We start from the raw sequence: 22009 nt of genomic DNA, 5'->3' as shown, positions 1-22009 counted from the left end.
TTTATTTTTTCGCAATCATGCTTAAGAATTCATTCATAAGCGGCTTAAATAAACCTTGTTTTGCTAGCGCTTCCGCAGTTTCGTGTACTTCGAGCTGATGTGGAAGCGCTTTTTCAAATTGATTTAACAGCGCATCGAACAAAAGAAGCCCTTCTGCTTTCTCCACTACATATTGCTCGTTCAGTTTTTCACAAAGATTTAGTATACGTTCAATATCTTTTTTACGAGCTTTTTTCTTTATGATCAAAGAATAAAATGGACACTTCTCTTCATCAATCATTTTAAATAGTAGGTCTACGTAGTATTCAGCTTGTTCTAATCTTCTAACAACGTCCATTTTCTCCCTCACTTTCTAACACAAAGTCTTCTATTTCTGAATTTTGTAACACGAACAAAATATCGTGTGATACAATATATGTATATGTATTTTAGCCAAAAGGAGGTCTCGCCTCATGACACTTATAACAGTTGTTTTTGTCGCATTCGCACTTCTTGTTATATTTTACACGAATTTCATGACACATACACTGTGTGAACGAAAACAAATAGCTGCGAGCCGCCAGCCCGGTGTCTTTCGGGTTATTAATGTATGTATAACAATTTTATTAATTTCTAGTTATATAGAAATTATATTTCATGGAAAGTGAGGAAGGAAAGCCCCTTCCTCACTTTTTTCCTCTATAAGCAAATTATACCTACAATAACCAATAAAATAAACAGTACAAGTAATAAAATAAGTTGAGAATTCATCCCCATCCCCTCCTCTATTCTGTATATGCGGCATACGCCCAATATGGTACACTTTCAAAATCTGACACGTACTGGTTAATTTTTCTTTATCAATATGAAAACGAGTCGAAATATGATATATTAAATTTTGTACATATTGCTTATACTATAGAACAAATAACATTCATCAAAACTTTATCCTCAGCCACGGTAAGCCCTGTTAAGCGCGCTTTACAAATATAAAAAGCAAAAGTATCAGTGAGACTTAATCGGGCTCTTATGAACTAAAGTTCATCGGTGTAGGATAAATTAAAAATACATAATAGTAGGAGTGTTTATTGAATGAAGAAAGCGATGCTTGCCTTAGCCGCAACAAGTGTAATTGCATTATCAGCATGTGGAACATCATCATCAGAAAAAGTTGTTACTTCTAAAGCTGGTGATATTACGAAAGAAGATTTCTACACGCAAATGAAACAACAACATGGTAAACAAGTACTAAACAACATGGTTATGGAAAAAGTACTTATTAAAAACTACAAAGTTGAAGACAAAGATGTAGATAAAAAGTTCGATGAAATGAAAAAACAATACGGTGATCAATTCGATACACTAATGAAACAACAAGGTATTAAAGAAGAAACTATAAAAAATAGTGTACGTGCTCAATTAGCTCAAGAAAAAGCGATTGAACAATCGATTACTGATAAAGATGTAAAAGCAAAATTCGAGGATTATAAAAAAGAAGTGAAAGCAAGTCATATCCTTGTAAAAGATGAAGAAACTGCTAAAAAAGTGAAAGATGAACTTGCTCAAGGTAAATCTTTCGAAGAATTAGCAAAACAATACTCTGAAGATACAGGTTCAAAAGAAAAAGGTGGCGACTTAGGATTCTTCGGACCAGGGAAAATGGTAAAAGAATTTGAAGAAGCAGCTCAAAAGTTGAAAAAAGGTGAAGTAAGCGAACCTGTAAAAACACAATTCGGTTACCATATCATCAAAGTAACTGATAATCACGCAGATGCAACTTTCGATAAAGCAAAAGCTGATATTAAAAAATCACTAGCTCAAGAAAAAGTACAAGATGCACAATTCATGAACGATCTTATGATGAAAGAAATCAAAAAAGCTGACGTAAAAGTTGACGATAAAGATTTAAAAGATCTTTTCGAAGAGCCAAAAGCTGACGCTAAAAAAGACGAAAAGAAATAATGAAAAGCTCGGGCTAAGCCCGAGCTTTTTTATGTCCCCTCTTCCAGGGGGAAATTGTGTACAGATTGGGTAAATGAAATTACATGATTGACTCTTCGATTCTATAGAAAGGATAACGTCTTTTTCATTTTATGGATAGTGTAAAATCTTAGTTAGTTTTACACTATCTTCGTTACCGAAAGTTTATTTTGTCATTCGTTTAACTAAAACCATCTTTTATGCATTTCACTTAAAAACATTTCTGTGATTCTAAATCCTGAACTTTCCCCTATAATAGAGTCAATCCCACAATGCGGACAAACTGCTGTGTTATCATCATCCCACCACTCTGTAATTTTTTCTGGATGGAAAATTTCTAAACAATAAAAACAACCACATATAACATCCTTTTCTAAGTGCTTTCTATTACGAGAACAAAAACGATGTGCTTCCTCAAAATATTTTTCCATCAGCATCCCCTATTCCTGATTTTTTCTACGCTTTACTTAGATCATCCTCGGTAAAATCACAATTCTTTCTTACAGAAAAACAAAAAAACCTTGATTCACAACGCGTGGAACCAAGGGTTTATCTCATCATTATTGATTAAATTAAGAAACTATGTTAAATTAGTACAGAAACACGTTTTCTAAAATACACAGAACGTATTTATCCGTATCTTAATTGTACAACAAAACCTTTCTTCAGTCAACCTCTATTTTTCACTTTTAAAGGAGTGCTTACGTATGAACAAAAAACTTGATCTAGAGCAAAAACGATTGGATACCGTAATCGAAACGATTACGCAGCAAATTGATAAGCTGGAAAACGAAACTGGCAGACGCCGGGCAGAAGTAATCAACATCCGTAAACACTTCTGGGATGACGTTAAAGTGAATACAGATACTTTTGATGATTACCTTGAAACAGTTATCAACTTAAGACAACAAGCTCAATCACTAGCTGTTACACAAATCACCCATAAACACACCTTTAATCGACTTGCCGCGCTGCGACGTATGCAAAAAGCACCTTACTTCGGACGCATCGATTTTACTGAAGAAGGCGAACCTGCCGCAGAACAAATCTATATCGGTGTTTCTACCCTTACTGATGCAAGCGGAGAAAACTTTCTTATTTATGACTGGCGCGCCCCAATTTCAAGTGTTTATTACGACTATCCACCAGGACCGGCTGAATACAACACACCAGGCGGCGTAATTCGCGGTAATGTGGAGAAAAAATTACAATACATTATTCAAAATGGCGAGATTGATTCCATGTTCGATACGAGCCTCACAATCGGTGATGAAATCCTGCAACAAGCGCTCGGAAAAGGTACAAACAAACATATGCAGAGCATCGTCGCTACGATTCAGCGTGAGCAAAATGAAATTATCCGTCACGATGAAGGCCGACTCCTTATCGTTCAAGGAGCTGCTGGTAGTGGTAAAACATCAGCTGCCCTGCAGCGAATCGCCTACTTACTATATAAATATCGCGAATGGCTAAAAGCGGATCAAATTATTCTCTTCTCCCCTAACTCTATGTTCAATAGCTACGTATCTAACGTACTACCTGAACTCGGTGAAGAAAATATGCAACAAGTAACATTCCAAGAATATTTAAATCATAGACTAAGTAAGTCATTTGATGTGGAAGATCCTTACGAACAATTAGAATATATGCTAACTGAAACAAATAGCGCAAATTACAAAATTAGAAATACGAGCATCCGATTTAAAGCATCCACTCAATTTTTCGAAATGATTAGAGCGTACAGACAATCTCTTGAAACTTCAGGCATGCTATTTAGAGGAATGAAATTTAGAGGAAAACTGATTGCCTCTGCTAAAGAAATTACAGAGCAATTTTACAATACCGACTCCTCCCTCCGCTTCCATAGTCGAATTGAGAAGTTAACGGATTGGCTAAATAAGCAAATAGATGCACTTGAAAAAGCAGAACTGAAAAAGCCTTGGGTAGAAGAAGAAATTGAATTACTTAGTAAAGATGAATATCAAAAGGCTTATAAATACTTGCAGAAAAAAGGCGAGTTTGACGACAACTCCTTTAATGATTATGAGAAAGAAACGAAAGTACTCGGACGTATGATTGTCCGTAAAAAATTGAAGCCTCTTCGTAAAGGCGTTCAAACATTGCGCTTTATCAATTTTACAGGCATATATAAACAACTTTTCATAGATGCATCATGGGTTACTGGAGAAAAACCGAAAGAATGGGATGACATTTGCTCATTAACAGTGAACATGCTCGATGAAGGAAATCTATATTACGAGGATGCGACTCCATTTTTACTTTTAAAAGAATTAATTGAAGGCTTCCAAACGAATAGATCGATTAAACATGTACTCGTAGATGAAGCACAAGATTACTCTCCGTTCCAGTTCGAGTTTTTAAAACGTCTCTTCCCTGCCGCAAAAATGACGGTACTCGGGGACTTTAACCAAGCAATATTTGCCCATGCGAGTGAAACAGTTAATTTCAATACACTTACTAACTTATACGGACCAGATGAAACGAACGGTATTAACTTAACTCGTAGCTATCGCTCAACAAAACCGATTATTGAATTTACACGAAATCTCGTACCAGAAGGAAAAGACATTCACGCCTTTGAACGTGACGGCGAGAAACCTATAGTGACGAAAGTAGCTGATTACAGCGAACTTCATGAGCATATTACTGCTAAAGTTGCTGAACTACAAAAACAAAATCACAACACGATCGCAATTATATGTAAATCCGCAACTGAAAGCGCCGCTGCATACGAAGCACTCCATCATATCGAGAATATTAAACTCGTGAAGAGTAACTCAGCCGAGTATGAGCAAGGCATCGTCGTGATACCTGCTTATTTAGCAAAGGGTATTGAATTTGACGCTGTTATTATTTATGATACTTCTGAAGATGTATACAGTGATGAGAGCGTACGTAGATTGTTCTACACCGCTTGTACGCGCGCGATGCATGAGTTGCAACTTTATAGTGTTGGCGAAGTTAGTCCTTTTGTGCTTGGGGCTGATTCGGATAGTTTTGAACTAATAACTAAAACACCTTGATAATCTGAAGTGAACCCGAATAGTGGTACATGAAAAAAACACCTCCTGAATTCGCATACTAAGTATGCAAATTCAATGGAGGTGTTTTTGGTTTGAAGACAAGAGTTCATTACCCAGAAGAAATAAAGTGGAAAGTGATTGAAATGAAAAAGGATGGATATTCCAATCGGACCATTATGGAGAAGTTTGGAATTAAAAATGTTTCCCAAATTAAGACATGGATGAAGTGGTATCGTACCGGTCAAACGTACCGTTTTCAACAACCTGTAGGAAAGCAATATTCTTATGGAAAAGGGCCAAAAGAGTTAAATGAATTGGAACAGCTACGGTTAGAAAATAAACAGTTAAAAACAAAATTACTGATATGGGGAAAGTATCCGGAAATCGAAAGGAGTTGAACCTGGAAACTGTAGTTACTTTATGGACCGATTTCAAAACAAAACTAACGGTAAAAGAATTGTGTAATGTATTAGAATTACCCCGGTCTACATTTTATCGTTGGTTACAACGAACAGTGGACCTAAGAGATGAGATAGAAGAGAAAATAAAGGATGTTTGTCTTCGGCATAAATTACGATATGGATATCGAAGAGTGACCGCAACTCTTCGGAAAATGGGACTGTGTGTGAATCATAAAAAAGTATTACGAATCATGAGACAAAATCAGATTCTCTCAAAAGTTCGTCGAAAGAAAAAGAAATATATCAGTGGTGCGGAGCCAGTAATAGCCCCTCATCGATTGGAACGCCAATTCGATGCATCCGCACCAAATGAAAAGTGGTTTACGGATGTGACGTATCTATTATTTGGAGAGCGTACCTTGTATTTATCAACGATTATGGATGCCTTTAATCGTGAAATTATTAGTTATGTCATCAGCGAGTCCCAAGCACTGCCATTAGCAATGAAGACATTAAAACAAGCAATGAGAGGGCGAAAAGTAAAAGATGTCCTTCTTCACTCAGATCAAGGAAGTATTTATACAGCGAAGGAATTTCAAGCATATGCCAAAGAAAATGGCATTATCACCAGCATGTCCCGGAGAGGAAATTGCCATGATAATGCCGTCATGGAAAGCTTCTTTGGTCATTTGAAAAGTGAAGCCTTCTATTCACAAGAGATAACAAAAGTATCCAACACAACTGTGCGAAAGATTGTGCTAGAATACATTCATTACTACAATTGTGTGCGAATTCAAGAAAAATTAAACCACCTATCCCCTAAAGAATTTAGGGAACAAGTGGTTTAGGTGTTTTGATAGGTGTCCCGTTTTCAGGGTTCACTTCAAATCATCAAGGTGTTCTTTTCATTCTAAATGGCATATCTTTACGTCGATATACACTTAACACAATCCCCATTAAAAGCGCATGGAATACAGTCGGTGTTAATCCATAACTAATAAAAGGTAATGATATAGAAGCACGCGGTAATAATCCTAAAATCATGCCAACGTTACAAATAAAATGGATTACAAAAAGAGTCACTCCGCCAACGAGCAGCAATTTACCATAACCGTCATTTATTTTATAAGCTATGTTCATTATTCTTACTGCAAAAAGAGAAAGAATAATGACAAGAACTAGCGCAAGCACATATCCATAATAGTAAGTCAAACTTGCAAATACAAAATCAGTATGCGCAGCAGGGATAGACTTTATATTTCCATATGTACCAAACCAACCTGCCGACGACATCGCCTCTTTTAAACGTAAATACCATAGATCATGCTCTGGGTTTAAAAACCCTAAAACTCTAGCTATCCGGTATTCTTTTACAGCAGACCAGGAAAATAAATCCCTAATAATGAAGAGAAAAATTGGTAAAATAGTAATGAGCCATGCTGTTTTCTTTCCTAGCTTACTCCACCAAAGCATAACGAATACCATCGTAATATAAATATAAATCGGCACCATAATTGATGTAGTTAAAAATAGATATAAAGAAAATACGTACAGCATGAAAAGATGTATAAACTTTAATCTACTGTTATTAAAAAATGAAGCCCAGGCTAGAAAAAAGAATGGTATTGTCATTAAACAGTCAATTTTGATGGGACCAATTTTTATTAACGCTTCCCCATTCACAGAAATAGTCGGAAAACATTTTATAGCTAACAAGATAAGTACACCAATTGTATAAAACAGCCACCCGAGTCTCTCTAACTTCCGATAATCAAATAGCATCATCCCAATCGCTGTTGTAACACCAAGAATTACAAATATCACCTTATTCATTAATAAGTCAGCATGTCCAAGAGCTAAAACTGGCAAAAATCCTAGCCCCATCGCAGCCACTAATAAACCAATTAAGAACCAATCAACCTTTGGCTTATGTAGTTTATTAAGTTCCTGGCCAAGCTTGATTGGACTTCCCATTTGTTCAACGGCCTTATCTTCCGCAACTTCCTCACTTAACCCTTTTTCTACCCACATATTCTTGGCCTGTTTCAAGTGAAAGTCTAGTTCTGTTGCCACCAAGTCCTTCGCTTCTTTTGATTTTATATGGTTCGTAACTTCTTTTAAAAAATGCTCCCCTTTTTTATTCAATTTTTTCTCACTCCTGTACTAATCCTTTTAATATAAATCGCGCCTTCATAGCATTTTTCTCTACCTTTCGCAACATCTTGTTTCCTTTATCATTTAATTGATAATATTTAGCTCCTGCGTGATCCCAGCTAGATTGGATAAAGCGGTTCTGTTCTAAACGATGTAATAAAGTGTATAGAGACCCTTCATCACCTTCGAATTTTTGAATCCCTCTACCTCTTAGCAACTGCATCAATTCATAACCTGTTTTTTCATTCATAAGAAGTTGTAACACCGCTAAAAGGATATCTTCTTCCTTTTCGGATGATTGCTTGATTTTTTCGCGCACCCGCTTTCGATGTTGATCAGAAAAACTCAAATGTTTAAACGTTGTGTTCTCCATTGATTTTCGCAAGCCTTTTAATCGATCTTCCATTTGATTATTCCTCCAATCCTTCCTTCAAAAGCTCCTTCGCTTTTTTCAATCTCGTTTTTATCGTGTTTTCTTTCACGTCTATTACCGTAGCAATCTCTTTAATTGATAACTCTTCATAATAAAATAGATAAATGACTTCTCGATATTTTATCGGTAAACTCATTACTGCCAAAGCCAACCTACTATCCTCCGCATTTTGAATGACAGTTTGTTCGACACTATCATTTTGAACCCCAATATACACAGATTCATCCTCTGTAACGATTACCTTTTTGTTATACCAACTTTTTATATAGTCCTTACAATGATTAATCGCAATTCTCCATAGCCATGTTTTTAAGTTTGAATTCCCTTTATATGTATGAAGAGATTTATAGCATTTCACAAATATATCTTGCGTTAAATCCTCCGCAATTTCTTTATTATTCACATACGAATACACAAGCTGTAAGACTTCTTGTCCATACTTGTTCATTATTTCGTCGATAAGGTCCTCCTTATCTTCTATTTCAAACGCTTCTATCGTTAATTCATCCACCACATCATTTCCTCCTTCCCATATATTAGACGACGCACTGTATGGAAAAGTTTTATAAATACATAAAAAAATATGGATGGTAATGTCCATACCGTTTTTTTATGTATATTTATTTGCTTCTTGTCCCTTGATACTTATGCTCTGCTTAAAGATAGGAATTTTTATCCATATGTCTTGTTCCCTATTTTAAAACATAATACAATGGAAATGTAACTTAATAAGCTATAACTAGTAGGTGTGGTAATCATCTCTTCCATTTTGAAAAAAGGGGGGAGGTGATAAAATGATCGCGATGTTTGTAATTAAATTAGTGTACGGTATCCTAACCGGAACTGGCGTTATCATCGGTAGAAGATACGTCGGTCCGTGGCTAATTTCTGTATACAAAAAAGCGAGAACCACCCTACTTCGTGGAAAAGGTAAGGGCGGTTCTCGGCTAAAACGTTAATGTAATTGTCTTATAACCGCACCTACTACCACCACAATAGCAAGTTAGGTTACACAAGGCAGAAGTTTCTCAGGCTTCTGTCTTTTTTATTTTATGCAAAATTCATACTATATACTCTATCATCATTGTAACACATTTTATTTATTTTTAGTCAAGAGAAAAACCACCTAAAGGCTCTCCTTCAGGTGGTTCTCTATTTTATGCTAACGCAGCTGCTTGCTCTTGTTGATCTAGACTTTTTCTAGTTCAGCTGTGCCGCTCTCATCATTTATAGCACCAATAAAGACGGATTATGTACCCGCTTCATAACAGTAGGATTAAACAAGGAACAACACCTATTACGAATATAAAAAATCCTCTCACTATATAGTACCTATGTTTTCAGCGATACTCTATTACCATCAAATTAAGTTTGTATAATTTAAACTACAGAATAGCGAGCTAATTTTCAAATATCTTCTTTCGCATAACCCTAAATTTATTATCCATTTGCATTATGATTATAAATAAAAGATATCCTACCGACGCACCGAGCATATTTATAGCAATCCGCCACACATCAAAAACATCAGACAAAGTTAGTAAATGTAATATCTCCCAAACAAGAAAGGTCATAACATACCACTTACGAGCTTTCTTATAGTTAGTCACTTTATTAATCAGCACTGGAACGAAAAATCCGAATGGAACTACTAATATTATATGTTGTAAAACGCTTAACCAATAAGTTGAGTTTCCCCAAGGACCTGGATGTGCAATAAAATCTTTAACTTGCCAAAGTGTTATTCCAAAAAGTTGTAATAACGTTTCTAAATCAGATATATGTAAAAATTGCTGCCAAAATTCAATGGGATGATAGACAGTCCCACCACCTGTCAAACTGCGAACAGAGTCAAATGTAGAAGTTGAAATAAACGTTCCTAAAAAGACAATAAAACAAATGATTATATAAGGAATACATAAAACTTTTGATAACACCTTTAATGGCCTAGGAACTTCGTATACCGATTTATTAATCTCTACGCCAATAACTTTTGATTCTCCAAAACTTTGAATCGCTTTATAAATCGCTTCTTTTTCATTCATACCTTGTTCCATATATTCTTCTTTCAAGCTGTTCAAGTGATCATACATTTCTAGAAATAACTCATCCTGTTCAATATCACTAAGTTCTGAATAGGCTAAAATAGACTTAATATACTCATCAAATTCACTCATAAATAACTCCTTTCTGACAAGCTTGAATTAATGCTGTTACACTTTCCCAAGAGTTCACTTTCTTCTGCAATTCTTTTTTCCCTTTATCTGTAATAGTATAGAATTTCCTTTTCATCCCATTCTCAGATTCATTCCAATAAGATTCAAGAAACTCCTTTTTCTCTAATCTCTTTAAAGCAGGATACAAAGTTCCCTGTCCCATACTATACAAATCTTCACTTGCATCCTTTAAACTTTGAGCTATTTCGTATCCGTATGTATCACGTTTTGCAATGATAGAAAGCAATAAAATATCTATACTTCCCTTCAAGATTTCTTTATCCAACAATACCACCACCTTATATACATCGTATAACAACATATGTCGTTACGCAATATAGTTAGAAGAATATTCCATAAAAAAAGAAAAAACCACCTAAAGGCTTCCCTTCAGGTGGTTCTCTATTTTATGCTAACGCAGCTGCCTGTTCTTGTTGATCTACAGGAATTACAGCGTCTGTTAATGCTTTTTCTAGTTCAGCTGTATATTTCATTTGTTCTTCTTTGCTCCAGCCTAGTTTCGCAGCCATATAGTTGATTACTGCTTCTTTCCACTCGTATACCCAGTGGATGTTGAAGAATACAGCGCCTCTGCGGCGTACGAAGAAGTCAACTGGTTTTGCTGTCATTTCGTAATCCATTGCGTATACAAGCGGGATTAGAACGTCAAGCGGCATGTTGTATTCTTTCGCTTCTTCTTTATGTTTTTTCGCTAAGTCGAACAGTACATCAACGTTAGAGCCGTAGAATTTCGCGAACTCTTCTGCTTGTACTTTCGTTAAACCAGATTTCGTACCTTCGTCTGCTTTTTTCGCAACGAATGCTGGGAATCCGTGTGAACCATCTACATGCCCACCAGAGATCGGCATATGTTTCGTGTCGCTCTTCGGATATGCGCTATGACCTTCTTTTTGTAGTAAGTTCGTTACGTAATCTACTACCATTTCAGCCATTTTACGGTATCCTGTTAATTTACCACCTGCGATTGTAATTAAACCAGATTCAGAAGTCCAAATTTCATCTTTACGAGAAATTTCAGATGCATTCTTACCTTCTTCATAAATTAACGGACGTACACCAGCCCAGCTTGATTCAATGTCTTTCTCTGTAATTTTCACGCTTGGGAACATGTAGTTAATCGCATTAATGATATATGTGCGATCTTCTGTTGTCATTTGTGGTACAGCTGCGTCTTTATCATAGAACGTATCCGTTGTACCTACGTATGTTTTTCCGCCGCGAGGAATCGCGAACACCATACGTTTATCTGGTGTATCGAAGTAAATTGCTTGCCCGAGTGGGAAACGTTTTTGATCAATTACTAAGTGAACACCTTTTGATAACTGAAGTACTTTTCCTTTTTTCGAGTTATCTTTTTCACGAAGTGTATCTACCCAAGGACCAGCTGCGTTTACAATTTTCTTACCGTAAACTTCATATACTTCACCGTCTAGTAAATCGATTACACGTACACCGCATACTTTTCCATCTTTATATAAGAAACTGTCTACTTTTGCGTAGTTAACAGCTTTCGCACCATGCTCAATCGCTTCTTTCATTACTTCAATTGTAAGACGCGCATCATCTGTACGATATTCTACGTAGTAACCGCCGCCTTTTAATCCTTCTTTTTTCACAAGAGGCTCTTTATTTAATGTTTCTTCACGGTTAAACATCTTTCTGCGCTCGCTTCGTTTTACACCTGCTAAGAAGTCGTATACACGAAGACCAATTGATGTACTAAATGATCCGAACGTACCGCCTGTATGGAACGGAAGTAACATCCACTCTGGTGTTGTTACATGGGGACCGTTCTCATATACGATCGCACGCTCTTTACCCACCTCTGCTACCATTTTCACTTCAAGTTGTTTTAAATAACGTAGACCACCGTGTACAAGCTTCGTTGAACGACTTGATGTACCTGCTGCAAAGTCCTGCATTTCAAACACAATTGTTGATAACCCGCGTGTTGCTCCATCTAATGCAATACCAGAACCAGTAATACCTCCACCAATTACGATCACATCTAACTCTTGTTTATTTACTCCGTTTAATACGTCTTTACGTTGTTTACTTGAAAATTTCATGGTAATTCCTCCCTTTGATAACGAAAAAAGAGACCACAAACTCCGCTATAGATTTCGCCTCTATAGCGCGTTGTGGTCTCTCCAAATCTCCTACCGAATTATTAACTTGTCACCATTATAACACTGTTTATGATTATTTGAAAGCTTTTGTTGCTTCAATTGCTTTTTTCCATCCAGCATATAGCTCTTCGCTTGTTTCCGCTTCCATCGTTGGTTCAAAGCGTTTGTCCATATGCCACTGTGATTTAATTTCATCTTGGTTTTTCCAATATCCAACCGCAAGACCAGCTAAGTATGCTGCACCTAGAGCCGTTGTTTCGTTGATCACTGGACGCTCTACAGGAACATCTAGAATATCACTTTGGAACTTCATTAAGAAGTTATTTTTAACTGCTCCGCCATCAACACGTAATGTGTTCAGTTCAATACCTGAATCTGCTTCCATTGCACATAATACATCTTTCGTTTGGTAAGCTAAAGATTCTAGCGTTGCACGAATGAAATGCTCTTTCGTCGTACCGCGTGTTACACCAAACATAGCGCCGCGTACTTCACTATCCCAGTAAGGTGTTCCTAGTCCAACGAACGCTGGTACAATGTATACACCGTCAGTTGATTCAACGCGAGAAGCATATACTTCACTCTCACTTGCATCTTTAAACATGCGCATTCCGTCGCGTAACCACTGAATTGCAGAACCTGCTACGAAAATACTTCCTTCTAATGCGTAGTTTACCTTACCATCTATTCCCCATGCAATTGTTGTTAATAGACCGTGCTCAGAAGCTACTGCTTTTTCACCTGTGTTCATTAACATAAAGCAACCAGTTCCGTAAGTGTTCTTCGCCATACCTTCACCGAAACAAGCTTGTCCAAATAATGCTGCTTGCTGGTCACCAGCTACACCTGCAATCGGTACATTTTGACCGAAGAAGTGGTAATCAATTGTTTCTCCATATATTTCAGATGATGGACGTACTTCTGGAAGCATACTCTTTGGTATTGTTAACATGTCTAGAAGCTCATCATCCCACTGTAAGTCGTGAATGTTAAACATTAACGTACGTGATGCGTTTGAATAATCTGTTACGTGTGCTTTACCACCAGATAGTTTCCATACAAGCCACGAATCAATTGTTCCGAATAATAGATCGCCGTTTTCAGCTTTCTCTCTTGCACCTTCAACGTTATCTAAAATCCACTTTACTTTCGTACCAGAGAAGTATGCATCAATTAAAAGACCTGTTTTTTCGCGAACCATTTCGCTATAACCTTTTTCTTTTAACTCATCACAAATTTCAGCTGTTTGGCGAGATTGCCATACGATTGCGTTATAAATTGGTTTACTAGTTGTTTTATCCCATACAACCGTTGTTTCACGTTGGTTCGTAATACCGATACCAGCGATTTGTTCTGGTTTTACATCTGCTTCGCTTAAGCAAGTTGCGATAACTGCTAAAATAGATCCCCAAATTTCTTGTGCATTATGCTCTACCCAGCCTGGCTTTGGAAAATGTTGTGTAAACTCTTTTTGAGCTGAATGAACAATTTCACCTTTTTTATTGAATAAAATTGCACGTGAGCTTGTTGTTCCTTGGTCTAATGAAAGAATATATTTTTTCATATCGGTTTCCCCCTTATGCTACTTTTCTACTATTTGTATTGCTTCCGCTTTTTTTACTTGTCATATAAGAGATTGCTAGTACAATCACAGTTGCGATAATCACATAAATAAGTGCTGCATTTTGTTTTCCTTCAAATACAACTTGATGGAATAATCCTGCAAGTGATCCACCTAGAATTGGACCAACTACTGGAATCCATGCATACTTCCAGTTTGAACCGCCTTTTCCTGCAATCGGAAGGAAGAAGTGTGCGATACGCGGACCTAAATCACGAGCCGGGTTAATTGCGTATCCTGTTGTCCCACCTAATGATAAACCAATACTTACAATTAAGAAACCTACGATAAATGGATTTAATCCATCTGCAAATTTATTTGCACCAATTGCTAATATACCAAATACTAAAACGAATGTTCCAATCATTTCACTTAAAAGGTTTGCAAATGTGTTCGGAATTGCTGGACCTGTTGCAAATACGCCTAACTTTGTTCCTGGATCTTCTGTTTCTTTCCAGTGTGGTAAGTAATGTAAATATACGATAACTGCCCCAATAATTGCCCCAATCATTTGTGCTACGATATAACCTGGTACGTCACTCCATGGGAACGCTCCCTTAAATGCTAGTCCTATCGTTAAAGCTGGATTCAAATGTGCCCCACTAATTGATCCAACCGCATACGCTGCAACCGCTACTGCTAAGCCCCAGCCCATTGTAATAACAATCCAACCTGAATCTTTCGCAAACGATTTCTTTAAACTTACACCAGCACAAACGCCGCCACCAAGTACGATTAACAACGCAGTCCCTATTAACTCTCCTAAAAATGCTGACATAGTATCCCTCCACAATCAATTTAAACGCTTCCAAATGTGATAGAGGTAAAATGAATGGCCATTCGTTTTTGTCAAAAGAAAAAGACCCACAGCTTTGCACGCTTCTATATAAATTTATATAGAAACAATGAAATGTGGATCTCTTCTTTTCTCCGTCACGTTTATTAACTTGTCTATAATGTTAACCTCTTATGAAAGCGGTGTCAACAGAATTTTTTCACATTTTCGTCACTTTTTTTGGTAATGTTTCCATAGTTCGCGTTTTGACGTCGTAATCGCTGTCGCACCAGCGTTTAAAGCTCTTTCCACATCTTCTACAGTACGAATAAAACCACCTGCTAAAATCGGTACACCAGTACGCTCTTTCACTTCAGCGATAATATCCGTCATTGCTCCTGGAAGCACCTCAATATAATCCGGTTTCGTCTTATCTAAAAGATTGCAGCTCTTCTCCATCGCACTCGAATCGATTAAAAAGATGCGTTGTATTGCCACAACACCTTTTTGCTTCGCCTTCATAATTACGCCGGCCTTTGTCGAAAGTAACCCGTACGGTCTAAACTCCTGACATAAATATTCCGTCGCATGCCCATCACTCTGCAAGCCATGAATTAAATCCACATGTAAAAACACCTTTTTACAATATTGCTTCGCAAGTGATATAACACTCTTCAATTGGCCGACATGAATATCTAAAATAACGATATATTCATACGAACTATGTAATAGCTTTTCCAAATCTTTAATTTGCCTCACTGCCGGCAAAATTTTCTGTTCATGAAATTCCATTCTAAATTTCCCCTTCTTTATGTCATCCTATCCTTTATAGTACACAATTTAAGTGAAAAGAACAGCCAGTGTTGGGGATTTCTTTCAAATCTTTCCTCTATTTATATATTTTCTTCAACTTATCGGAACCTATACCACCTATAATCATGAATACAAGGGGCAAAAGATTCATTACATATGGCGCATCTGCTACAATTGTAATACTTGCTCCAGCAAACTTATTTAGCATCCATACAACGATTTTTGCAATAAACAAAAATACTCCTATCATAAATAGACTATCAAAAAACACCTTCCATTTTGGATACGCCAATTGCTTACTATCTTCAATTATTTTCTGCGTCAATTCTTCATCACTCCTTAGCAGTTCATCAATTGTAATACCGAACAGATCACTTAAATGAATAATAATTTCAATGCTCGGATAGTTCTTTCCCGTCTCCCATTTCGAAACAGATTGCCTGCTCACATGAAGTTTTTCAGCCAAATCATTTTGCGACCAATTTCTTTTTTCCCTTTCTTCTTTTAAACGCTCACTAAAAATCATACTGTGTTTATCACCTCTCTATGCCCATTATGTTCAAATAAATGATGAAGAGTAAAGCTAGTTATCGTTTCATTTCCTGCGCAACTTATGCGTTACAGCTTATAATGGCGCTATTTTATATGTATCTTCCCTATACTATGCTCCAATAATAATTTCCCGAACAATAATACAAGGGACGGATACTAATAAAGTGAAACTTTAATCAGCCCTCACTAATCGGGCTTTTACGGACAGCCCGCGCCCCACCTAACTTCTTTGATTCCGCTGAATTTTGAGGTGGGTCTTACTGCCCGGCAAATAGCGGGATAAAGACTAGATTAGGCATAAAAAATACGCCATCCCTTCTTATCAGTCTCCAGAAAGAATAACGCAAATTTTCATTTTTACTCATCATTTTTCGGACTATATGAAAACCCCGGGTATTTCACAACAGGCCACTTCTCCTTACGCAGAGAATTCATTACTTGCGGGCCAACATGTATATTACTCTCCACTATTTCTTTAGGAGTCAGTGCCATCCATTGATTTAACGATACATCTTCAAAACGATTGCTTCTGAACATCTCTAAAAACCATAATGTTTCGGTACCTGTATTTTGAATATAATGCCCCGTCGCAAACGGTACATATCCGACATCGCCAGCTCTATAATCAAATGTACGAGCGGTACCATTTCCAAGAAACACAGTCATTCTCGCTTCCCCTGTCAAATAATATTGCCATTCATCATTATTCGGGTGCCAATGAAGTTCTCTCATTCCACCAGGCTCAACCTCAACGAGCGCTGCTGCGATCGTTTTTGAAATAGGGAAGTTTGTAGAATCTACAATTCGAACGCTACCACCAGGAGTCTTAATTGGCTTTTGTTTTAACAGTTCATGTTTAAATGTTAAAGGAACTTCCCCTTCCGGCGCTTGAACTTCCTGACTTTCAAGCGAACCTGGCACCTCTCCTTGATAAATATAAACTTGACCTGAAGGGATAGAATGAAAAGCACTCTCAGGTACGCCAAAATTAGCCGACAACACTTCTTTTGGCGTATGTGCAAACCAATCAGAAATAGATAAAGTAGATAAATCAGAAAAATGTCCATTATCGAAAACGAGTAGAAATTCACAATGTTCCAATCCTTGAATGGAATGCGGAATACCAGGCGGAAAATACCAAAGATCACCTGGTCCAACATCAGCAATAAAATTTCGTCCATTTTGATCAACAGCCGTTATGCGTGCCCGTCCTAAAAGCATATACGCCCATTCTGCTTCTTTATGCCAATGTAGTTCTCGTACTCCACCGGCCGTTAAACTCATATTTACTCCCGCAATCGTCGTCGAAACTGGTAGTTCCCGAGCAGTAATCTCCCGAGACCATCCGCCGTGTTTCAAAATCATAGAAGTGTCCGAGAATGAAAACTTCAAGTTAGGAACTAATCCTGCATCCGTTATAGGCGGAACAAGCATATTCGGATTTTGAATATCCCGCATAACATTACGAGGTCCAGAATCAATCGCACCTGCTCCGTCGCTACGGATTGGTTGTGGCACATTCCCTCCCGCTTCATTAACAGTACGTTTCTTCATGATTACACTCCTTTTTCATCCGGTTATGAAGTAAAAAGCCTCCATCATAGTGTATGAGTTGGGCTTTGGATGGTTACAGTTACATCATCTGCCTATCATTATCGTTTTGTTCATTTCTCAACTTATAATAATATGAACAGCGTCTGGAAAGATAATGAAGAAATTAAAACTATTAAAAAAACCTGTAAAATTTAGTGCAAACAAGTTAATATACTTAATTAGTAAATTTCCCTCGAATAATTTATTAGAATCTAACATCCGTATACTTCTTGCATATTTATAATATTTCCGCATGTACTGTTTTACAAATAATTACATATTTACTCAAAGGGATTTATTTAGCCCTTAAAAGGAAATTTACTAAACGAAAAGAAAATTTTAATCACAAAGAAAAGAAGCTAACAATAAATTGTTAACTTCTCAACCGAAAGTAAAATACTATCTTTCCTTATCTTCTAATATCTAGGTTGTGATTGAATATTTGTAAGATGAACATCATACATATCAATGATTTCAAGAAATCTATCAGCTTCACGGAAGACATGGTCTGCCAATAATGGATGAATGATGCTCTTTATTTTGCATTGCTCAATTAAATCACGTGCTGTTTTCTTAAAATCCCGAAGAGATGCAACCGACACGCGATTTTGATCTAAAAATTGATCTAAAAGAGGCGCTGTTTGGGATTGTGGTTTCATAGATTCTAAGTCAATTGCTTGATACATCAATTCATCAAAATCATTGCTAAAATTCCGTGCTGTATCTACAAGCTTTCTTTCCGATGGATCAAGAAGATGGCCAATAAATTTAGCATGGTCTGCCATAATCCGTAAAAAGAAAACATTTTCTTTAATAATAGCATCAGGAAGAGCATCTAATTTACCTTCATTTAATTGTATTAAACGTTTTCTAAAATAATCAGCTTCCCTACTTGTATGGTCAACTAAAAGTGGAAAGTTATTTTGTCCTGGCAATTTACATGTGAGAATTAATCCTAAAATTTTTCGTTTAAATCCCCAAATATTAGTTGCGGCTTGTTGTACTTCTGCATTAAATCTTTTTATTTGCTCAGGATCTGTTTCATTTGTATAGGAATGCGCTATTTGTTCAATATGTTCAAACAATCGATAAAATTGATTAGCCTCTTCAATTAGTTGAGTATCCTCGCATCTAAATCCCAATCGAAGAAAAAAAGAATGCTCTTTCATGATTCTAGACCAAAAACGAATTTCATTTAATGAACGCTCAACAAACATTACAGATGTAACACCTGTATCAGGATGTAATGAAGTTTCATCCCTATGCATTGTTAATCCCCCCCAGTAAAATCCCCGCTAGTTCCATTCTTATGAGTAAAAATATATATAAATACCAGCAATAAAAGTTTATGATGACTCTCTTATACATGTAAAATTAAACTAATATAACCTTAGCTTGATGAACATATACTGCTCCCCCAGAAGAAAAAAAGCTACCACCTAGTTGTAAAATTCTACTAGGTGGTAGTCTTTCAAAATTTTTATTAAAGCAATACCGAATCTTTATCACTATCCTGATTACGTTTCTCGCGCTCTTCTTCTAAGCGCTTCATATACACTTCGCCTTCTTTTTCGATAAACTCATTATCCATATCTTGCTCTTTTTTCGAAGTATATAAAACCATGTAGCCACTTAGTACAATCCCGACAATTACAAGATACACCCACCATGGTAAAGTTTCCAAATCACTTCATTCCTTTCCTTAGACAAGCCTTATTAGTTTCACTTTATGAGGAAGGAAGTGGATTTATGCTTAAAATTTTTATTGTGGATGCTTCGCGAAAAATGCTTGTACATATTCCATAAACTCAATTGGTTCCTGACGAAACGGTGCGTGGTATCCTTTTTCAATAATATGAAACGTACTATTCGCAAATAGCCCATGATACAGTTCACCATTTTTCCAAGAAACACTCTTATCATGTCGTCCCCATATAATTAAAGTCGGTACCTTAATTTTATCTGCTTCCATCGCAATGCGGCGCTCTCTCATTTTCGTAAGCTGATCATAATGCTCTTTATCATCCCGACTATTTTTCACTTCATTTTTATTATACTTCGTAATCTCAGTTACAGTTTGTAAGTCCGTCGATAGCGGTGGTACTTCATAACTTTCTTTTTGCTGGAAAGACTCTATCCCTGTGGAATCCGCCAAGATGAGATGCGTCACTGCATCCGGATATAAATACGCTAAATTAAGAGACATCTCTCCGCCCATTGAATGGCCGAGCACTGCAAACTGATCGTATCCGAGCTTCTTCATTAACTTATAATATAAATTCACTTGCGCAGGAAACGAATACTGAAAATCAACTGGCTTAGAAGAACGCCCAAACCCTAAAATATCAACCGCAATAATCGTATGGTCTCGCGCTAGTTCCGGATAAATATCACTAAACCCATCAGAAGAACCACCAAACCCATGCAGCATAAGTAACGGAGGTTTCCCCTCACCAATTTGTTTAAAATAAATCGTCTGCCCATCAATTTGCGCCATACTCTCTTTCGTATTCAGCTTCATCATAACAGTATCTTTCACTTCTCCAACCTTCGCAATCGGCTTATCGACGAAATTACAAACAATTAACAAAACGAGCACAATACCGCTAATCATATAAAACTTAAACCGTTTCAAAGTTCCCGTCTCCTTTCTCTTGTTGCTATTTAAAGTTTTTACATTTTTTGGTTATTTTATGTTCTCTTTTTAATTGTAACTGGAACAGTTACAATTATACTAAAAAAATATAACTCATTTCTATTACTAATGGTTATTCTGTAACTATTATAGTTACATATTTAAAGTAAGTCAATTCTTTTACAACTAAAAAGAAAAAAGAGACCTCATTGTGAGATCCCTTTTTCTATTTTAGCCACCATAATCCCCATGTTCAGCTTTCATTATTGTTGGACTTTCTTGATGATTTGTTGAACTATATACTCCTAAAGTTAGTGTAAATACTGTTACAATCCCTAATAATTTAATCACCATTTTTTTCATTTTAAAGCCCCCTTATCAAAAAGTTTTTCTCTTGCTTTTTTACTAAGATAAAAATACTTACTTGCCTCTTCCCAAAGGTTTTCTTCATAAAATTTTATTGCTAATTTTTCCTTATACTCCTGAGTATAATCATATAACTCTTCTCTTTCAAAATACGTAATTCCTCTAAGAATAATGACTTCTAATTCTTCTGCTTTTACACCTTGATTTAATGCATTTAAAATTTCATAATGGTGTTGATATCCTTCAATTTTCGAATCTCTACAGATCTTCAATCCTTTTTCTATAAGCTTATTTGCAATCTCATGCTCTTTTAACTTGTAATGCTCTTTTGCTTTTACATAAAGAGATTTATAATGTTGGGGAGATTTTTCTACTACTTCAGTAAGATAACGAATTGCCAATGCAGATAAATTTTGCGTAGAATACATCCATCCTAAATTATGACGAACCATAATAATAAATTTTTCTTCACCAATCTTTTGAAATTGATCCATAGCAGCTGTGAAATGCTCTTCAGCTAATTCCCATTCCTTTAAGTTCATACAGGATAAGCCTAAAACATTATCACAAAAAGCTACATTTAATTCATATCCATCATGATTTGAATACATATCCTTTGCTTTCGTTGCATGTTTAATAGATACCAAAGCTTGTTGTATATCATAATGAAATGTAGCTAACTTATAATAAAATTCAGCTTTTTCTAATTGATCAGGAACATACTTTAGAAAGCTTTCAGCTTTTTCGTAATGTTCCTTAGCGAGATGAAAATTTCCTAACTCACTAGAATGTATTGCTTTAAAAAAGTGATAATAATAAGTTAAAAAATGATCTGTTGGTTGATTAAAAGAATCTATCTTGTTAAAACTCTCTTGAGATAAGCCTAGATTATCTATTAAATAGTTATATCGAAATTCTAGCAAATAATAATAAAGTAATAGATTTTGGTCCTGCAAACCTTCTTCAGTCTCTTTTTTTAGTTTAGTAAGTTTAAAATCAATTTCTTGTTTTAGACGTTCTGCATTACTTATACGTCTTGATCTAATTTCTAGATACCATTCATTCAATAGCTGCGTCAATTTTTCGTTTGTAGTAGATGTAATCATGAAACCCCTCCTAATCATCTGTTATGTACTCTTCCATAAATAATAACAGAAAATTCAAATACTAATTCCAATCATCCTAAAAATAAATATTCCTCCACAATTGACTGACAATTCTTTTATTAATTCATAAAGATTAAACATTTTAATGATTATCCACATAAAAAAGCAAGCAGTTCCAGCACTTCGCTAAA

Annotated in this window: 23 protein-coding genes; 5 read left to right on the top strand and 18 right to left on the bottom strand. The window is 36.2% G+C overall.

Annotated elements, in window-relative coordinates:
• Position 1 precedes the first annotated feature (1 nt).
• Positions 2-337 (bottom strand): DUF1878 family protein, encoded by a 336-nt coding sequence (locus tag AC241_RS05315; protein WP_000383657.1) that lies wholly within the window; start codon positions 335-337, stop codon positions 2-4.
• A gap of 115 nt (positions 338-452) precedes the next feature.
• On the opposite strand from AC241_RS05315, the gene AC241_RS05310 reads away from it, so the two are divergent.
• Together AC241_RS05310 and prsA are read left to right on the top strand one after the other, a co-directional pair.
• A complete protein-coding gene (locus AC241_RS05310) occupies positions 453-647 on the top strand; it encodes a hypothetical protein (RefSeq protein ID WP_000172690.1) in 195 nt (64 codons plus the stop codon).
• 424 nt (positions 648-1071) lie between these two features.
• On the top strand, positions 1072-1941 hold the full coding sequence (gene prsA, locus AC241_RS05300) for a peptidylprolyl isomerase PrsA (protein ID WP_029442070.1): 870 nt from the start codon (positions 1072-1074) through the stop codon (positions 1939-1941).
• A 203-nt stretch (positions 1942-2144) separates the two neighbouring features.
• Here the strand turns inward: prsA and AC241_RS05295 are convergent, their stop codons facing one another.
• The gene (locus tag AC241_RS05295; protein WP_000417115.1) at positions 2145-2390 is read right to left on the bottom strand and encodes a hypothetical protein; all 246 of its coding nucleotides are present in this window, start codon (positions 2388-2390) and stop codon (positions 2145-2147) included.
• 276 nt (positions 2391-2666) lie between these two features.
• Between AC241_RS05295 and helD the strand changes: the two genes are divergently transcribed.
• A complete protein-coding gene (gene helD / locus AC241_RS05290) occupies positions 2667-5003 on the top strand; it encodes an RNA polymerase recycling motor HelD (RefSeq protein WP_029442069.1) in 2337 nt (778 codons plus the stop codon).
• A gap of 92 nt (positions 5004-5095) precedes the next feature.
• Positions 5096-6252 (top strand): IS3 family transposase gene (locus AC241_RS05280; protein ID WP_155417042.1). Its coding sequence is split into 2 segments (ribosomal slippage): positions 5096-5345 and positions 5345-6252, totalling 1158 coding nucleotides; the frame shifts between segments, so codons are not numbered across the junction.
• Positions 6253-6295: 43 nt separating this feature from the next.
• Here the strand turns inward: AC241_RS05280 and AC241_RS05275 are convergent.
• From AC241_RS05275 to AC241_RS05265, 3 genes are read right to left on the bottom strand one after another with little or no spacing between them, the layout of a single operon-like run.
• Positions 6296-7549: an FtsW/RodA/SpoVE family cell cycle protein gene (locus AC241_RS05275; protein ID WP_050842785.1), complete on the bottom strand. Its 1254-nt coding sequence runs from the start codon at positions 7547-7549 to the stop codon at positions 6296-6298.
• Between the two features lie 7 nt (positions 7550-7556).
• Positions 7557-7964, bottom strand: a complete 408-nt coding sequence (locus AC241_RS05270; RefSeq protein WP_029442067.1) for a PadR family transcriptional regulator — start codon at positions 7962-7964, stop codon at positions 7557-7559.
• Positions 7965-7968: 4 nt separating this feature from the next.
• Positions 7969-8502, bottom strand: coding sequence for a sigma-70 family RNA polymerase sigma factor (locus AC241_RS05265; RefSeq protein ID WP_029442066.1), 534 nt, complete (start codon positions 8500-8502; stop codon positions 7969-7971).
• Between the two features lie 283 nt (positions 8503-8785).
• On the opposite strand from AC241_RS05265, the gene AC241_RS34640 reads away from it, so the two are divergent.
• Entirely contained in the window at positions 8786-8950 is a 165-nt protein-coding gene (locus AC241_RS34640; protein ID WP_048565201.1) for a hypothetical protein, read from the top strand.
• Positions 8951-9391: 441 nt separating this feature from the next.
• Here the strand turns inward: AC241_RS34640 and AC241_RS05255 are convergent, their stop codons facing one another.
• The 13 genes from AC241_RS05255 to AC241_RS05200 form a co-directional block, all read right to left on the bottom strand.
• Complete coding sequence (locus tag AC241_RS05255; RefSeq protein ID WP_016082602.1) at positions 9392-10168, bottom strand: VanZ family protein; 777 nt, start codon at positions 10166-10168, stop codon at positions 9392-9394.
• On the bottom strand, positions 10161-10493 hold the full coding sequence (locus AC241_RS05250; protein ID WP_000356630.1) for a PadR family transcriptional regulator: 333 nt from the start codon (positions 10491-10493) through the stop codon (positions 10161-10163). The genes AC241_RS05255 and AC241_RS05250 overlap by 8 nt, the downstream gene beginning before the upstream one ends.
• Before the next feature lie 121 nt (positions 10494-10614).
• Positions 10615-12297 carry an aerobic glycerol-3-phosphate dehydrogenase gene (glpD, locus tag AC241_RS05245; protein WP_029442064.1) on the bottom strand — a complete coding sequence of 561 codons (1683 nt, stop codon included), beginning with the start codon at positions 12295-12297 and terminating at the stop codon, positions 10615-10617.
• 133 nt (positions 12298-12430) lie between these two features.
• Positions 12431-13921, bottom strand: coding sequence for a glycerol kinase GlpK (gene glpK / locus AC241_RS05240; RefSeq protein ID WP_016082604.1), 1491 nt, complete (start codon positions 13919-13921; stop codon positions 12431-12433).
• Between the two features lie 13 nt (positions 13922-13934).
• Positions 13935-14756 carry a glycerol uptake facilitator protein GlpF gene (gene glpF, locus AC241_RS05235; RefSeq protein WP_001272199.1) on the bottom strand — a complete coding sequence of 274 codons (822 nt, stop codon included), beginning with the start codon at positions 14754-14756 and terminating at the stop codon, positions 13935-13937.
• 228 nt (positions 14757-14984) lie between these two features.
• On the bottom strand, positions 14985-15545 hold the full coding sequence (glpP, locus tag AC241_RS05230) for a glycerol uptake operon antiterminator GlpP (protein WP_016082605.1): 561 nt from the start codon (positions 15543-15545) through the stop codon (positions 14985-14987).
• Positions 15546-15642: 97 nt separating this feature from the next.
• A complete protein-coding gene (locus AC241_RS05225; protein ID WP_000577652.1) occupies positions 15643-16092 on the bottom strand; it encodes a helix-turn-helix domain-containing protein in 450 nt (149 codons plus the stop codon).
• Positions 16093-16475: 383 nt separating this feature from the next.
• Positions 16476-17672, bottom strand: coding sequence for an oxalate decarboxylase family bicupin (locus tag AC241_RS05220; RefSeq protein ID WP_050842782.1), 1197 nt, complete (start codon positions 17670-17672; stop codon positions 16476-16478).
• Between the two features lie 455 nt (positions 17673-18127).
• Positions 18128-18979: a DUF2935 domain-containing protein gene (locus AC241_RS05215; protein WP_000554479.1), complete on the bottom strand. Its 852-nt coding sequence runs from the start codon at positions 18977-18979 to the stop codon at positions 18128-18130.
• A gap of 215 nt (positions 18980-19194) precedes the next feature.
• Complete coding sequence (locus AC241_RS05210; protein ID WP_000449223.1) at positions 19195-19395, bottom strand: sporulation YhaL family protein; 201 nt, start codon at positions 19393-19395, stop codon at positions 19195-19197.
• Between the two features lie 78 nt (positions 19396-19473).
• Positions 19474-20346 carry an alpha/beta fold hydrolase gene (locus tag AC241_RS05205; protein WP_050842780.1) on the bottom strand — a complete coding sequence of 291 codons (873 nt, stop codon included), beginning with the start codon at positions 20344-20346 and terminating at the stop codon, positions 19474-19476.
• Between the two features lie 231 nt (positions 20347-20577).
• Positions 20578-20709 (bottom strand): hypothetical protein, encoded by a 132-nt coding sequence (locus AC241_RS35665; protein ID WP_016082610.1) that lies wholly within the window; start codon positions 20707-20709, stop codon positions 20578-20580.
• Positions 20706-21818: a response regulator aspartate phosphatase gene (locus AC241_RS05200; protein ID WP_050842779.1), complete on the bottom strand. Its 1113-nt coding sequence runs from the start codon at positions 21816-21818 to the stop codon at positions 20706-20708. The genes AC241_RS35665 and AC241_RS05200 overlap by 4 nt, the downstream gene beginning before the upstream one ends.
• Positions 21819-22009: the final 191 nt, after the last annotated feature.

Source organism: Bacillus thuringiensis (assembly GCF_001182785.1).
Classification (GTDB): domain Bacteria; phylum Bacillota; class Bacilli; order Bacillales; family Bacillaceae_G; genus Bacillus_A; species Bacillus_A thuringiensis_S.
This window is presented reverse-complemented; position numbering and strand designations above follow the sequence as displayed.

Excerpts from the sequence above, each read along its gene's own strand:
- AC241_RS05220 (WP_050842782.1), bottom strand. The coding sequence starts at position 17,672 with ATGAAGAAACGTACTGTTAATGAAGCGGGAGGGAATGTGCCACAACCA.
- prsA (WP_029442070.1), top strand. The coding sequence starts at position 1,072 with ATGAAGAAAGCGATGCTTGCCTTAGCCGCAACAAGTGTAATTGCATTA.
- AC241_RS05255 (WP_016082602.1), bottom strand. The coding sequence starts at position 10,168 with ATGAGTGAATTTGATGAGTATATTAAGTCTATTTTAGCCTATTCAGAA.
- AC241_RS34640 (WP_048565201.1), top strand. The coding sequence starts at position 8,786 with ATGATCGCGATGTTTGTAATTAAATTAGTGTACGGTATCCTAACCGGA.
- glpP (WP_016082605.1), bottom strand. The coding sequence starts at position 15,545 with ATGGAATTTCATGAACAGAAAATTTTGCCGGCAGTGAGGCAAATTAAA.
- glpD (WP_029442064.1), bottom strand. The coding sequence starts at position 12,297 with ATGAAATTTTCAAGTAAACAACGTAAAGACGTATTAAACGGAGTAAAT.
- AC241_RS05215 (WP_000554479.1), bottom strand. The coding sequence starts at position 18,979 with ATGCATAGGGATGAAACTTCATTACATCCTGATACAGGTGTTACATCT.
- AC241_RS05310 (WP_000172690.1), top strand. The coding sequence starts at position 453 with ATGACACTTATAACAGTTGTTTTTGTCGCATTCGCACTTCTTGTTATA.
- glpK (WP_016082604.1), bottom strand. The coding sequence starts at position 13,921 with ATGAAAAAATATATTCTTTCATTAGACCAAGGAACAACAAGCTCACGT.
- AC241_RS35665 (WP_016082610.1), bottom strand. The coding sequence starts at position 20,709 with ATGAAAAAAATGGTGATTAAATTATTAGGGATTGTAACAGTATTTACA.
- AC241_RS05295 (WP_000417115.1), bottom strand. The coding sequence starts at position 2,390 with ATGGAAAAATATTTTGAGGAAGCACATCGTTTTTGTTCTCGTAATAGA.
- AC241_RS05270 (WP_029442067.1), bottom strand. The coding sequence starts at position 7,964 with ATGGAAGATCGATTAAAAGGCTTGCGAAAATCAATGGAGAACACAACG.
- AC241_RS05200 (WP_050842779.1), bottom strand. The coding sequence starts at position 21,818 with ATGATTACATCTACTACAAACGAAAAATTGACGCAGCTATTGAATGAA.
- helD (WP_029442069.1), top strand. The coding sequence starts at position 2,667 with ATGAACAAAAAACTTGATCTAGAGCAAAAACGATTGGATACCGTAATC.
- AC241_RS05225 (WP_000577652.1), bottom strand. The coding sequence starts at position 16,092 with ATGATTTTTAGTGAGCGTTTAAAAGAAGAAAGGGAAAAAAGAAATTGG.
- glpF (WP_001272199.1), bottom strand. The coding sequence starts at position 14,756 with ATGTCAGCATTTTTAGGAGAGTTAATAGGGACTGCGTTGTTAATCGTA.
- AC241_RS05315 (WP_000383657.1), bottom strand. The coding sequence starts at position 337 with ATGGACGTTGTTAGAAGATTAGAACAAGCTGAATACTACGTAGACCTA.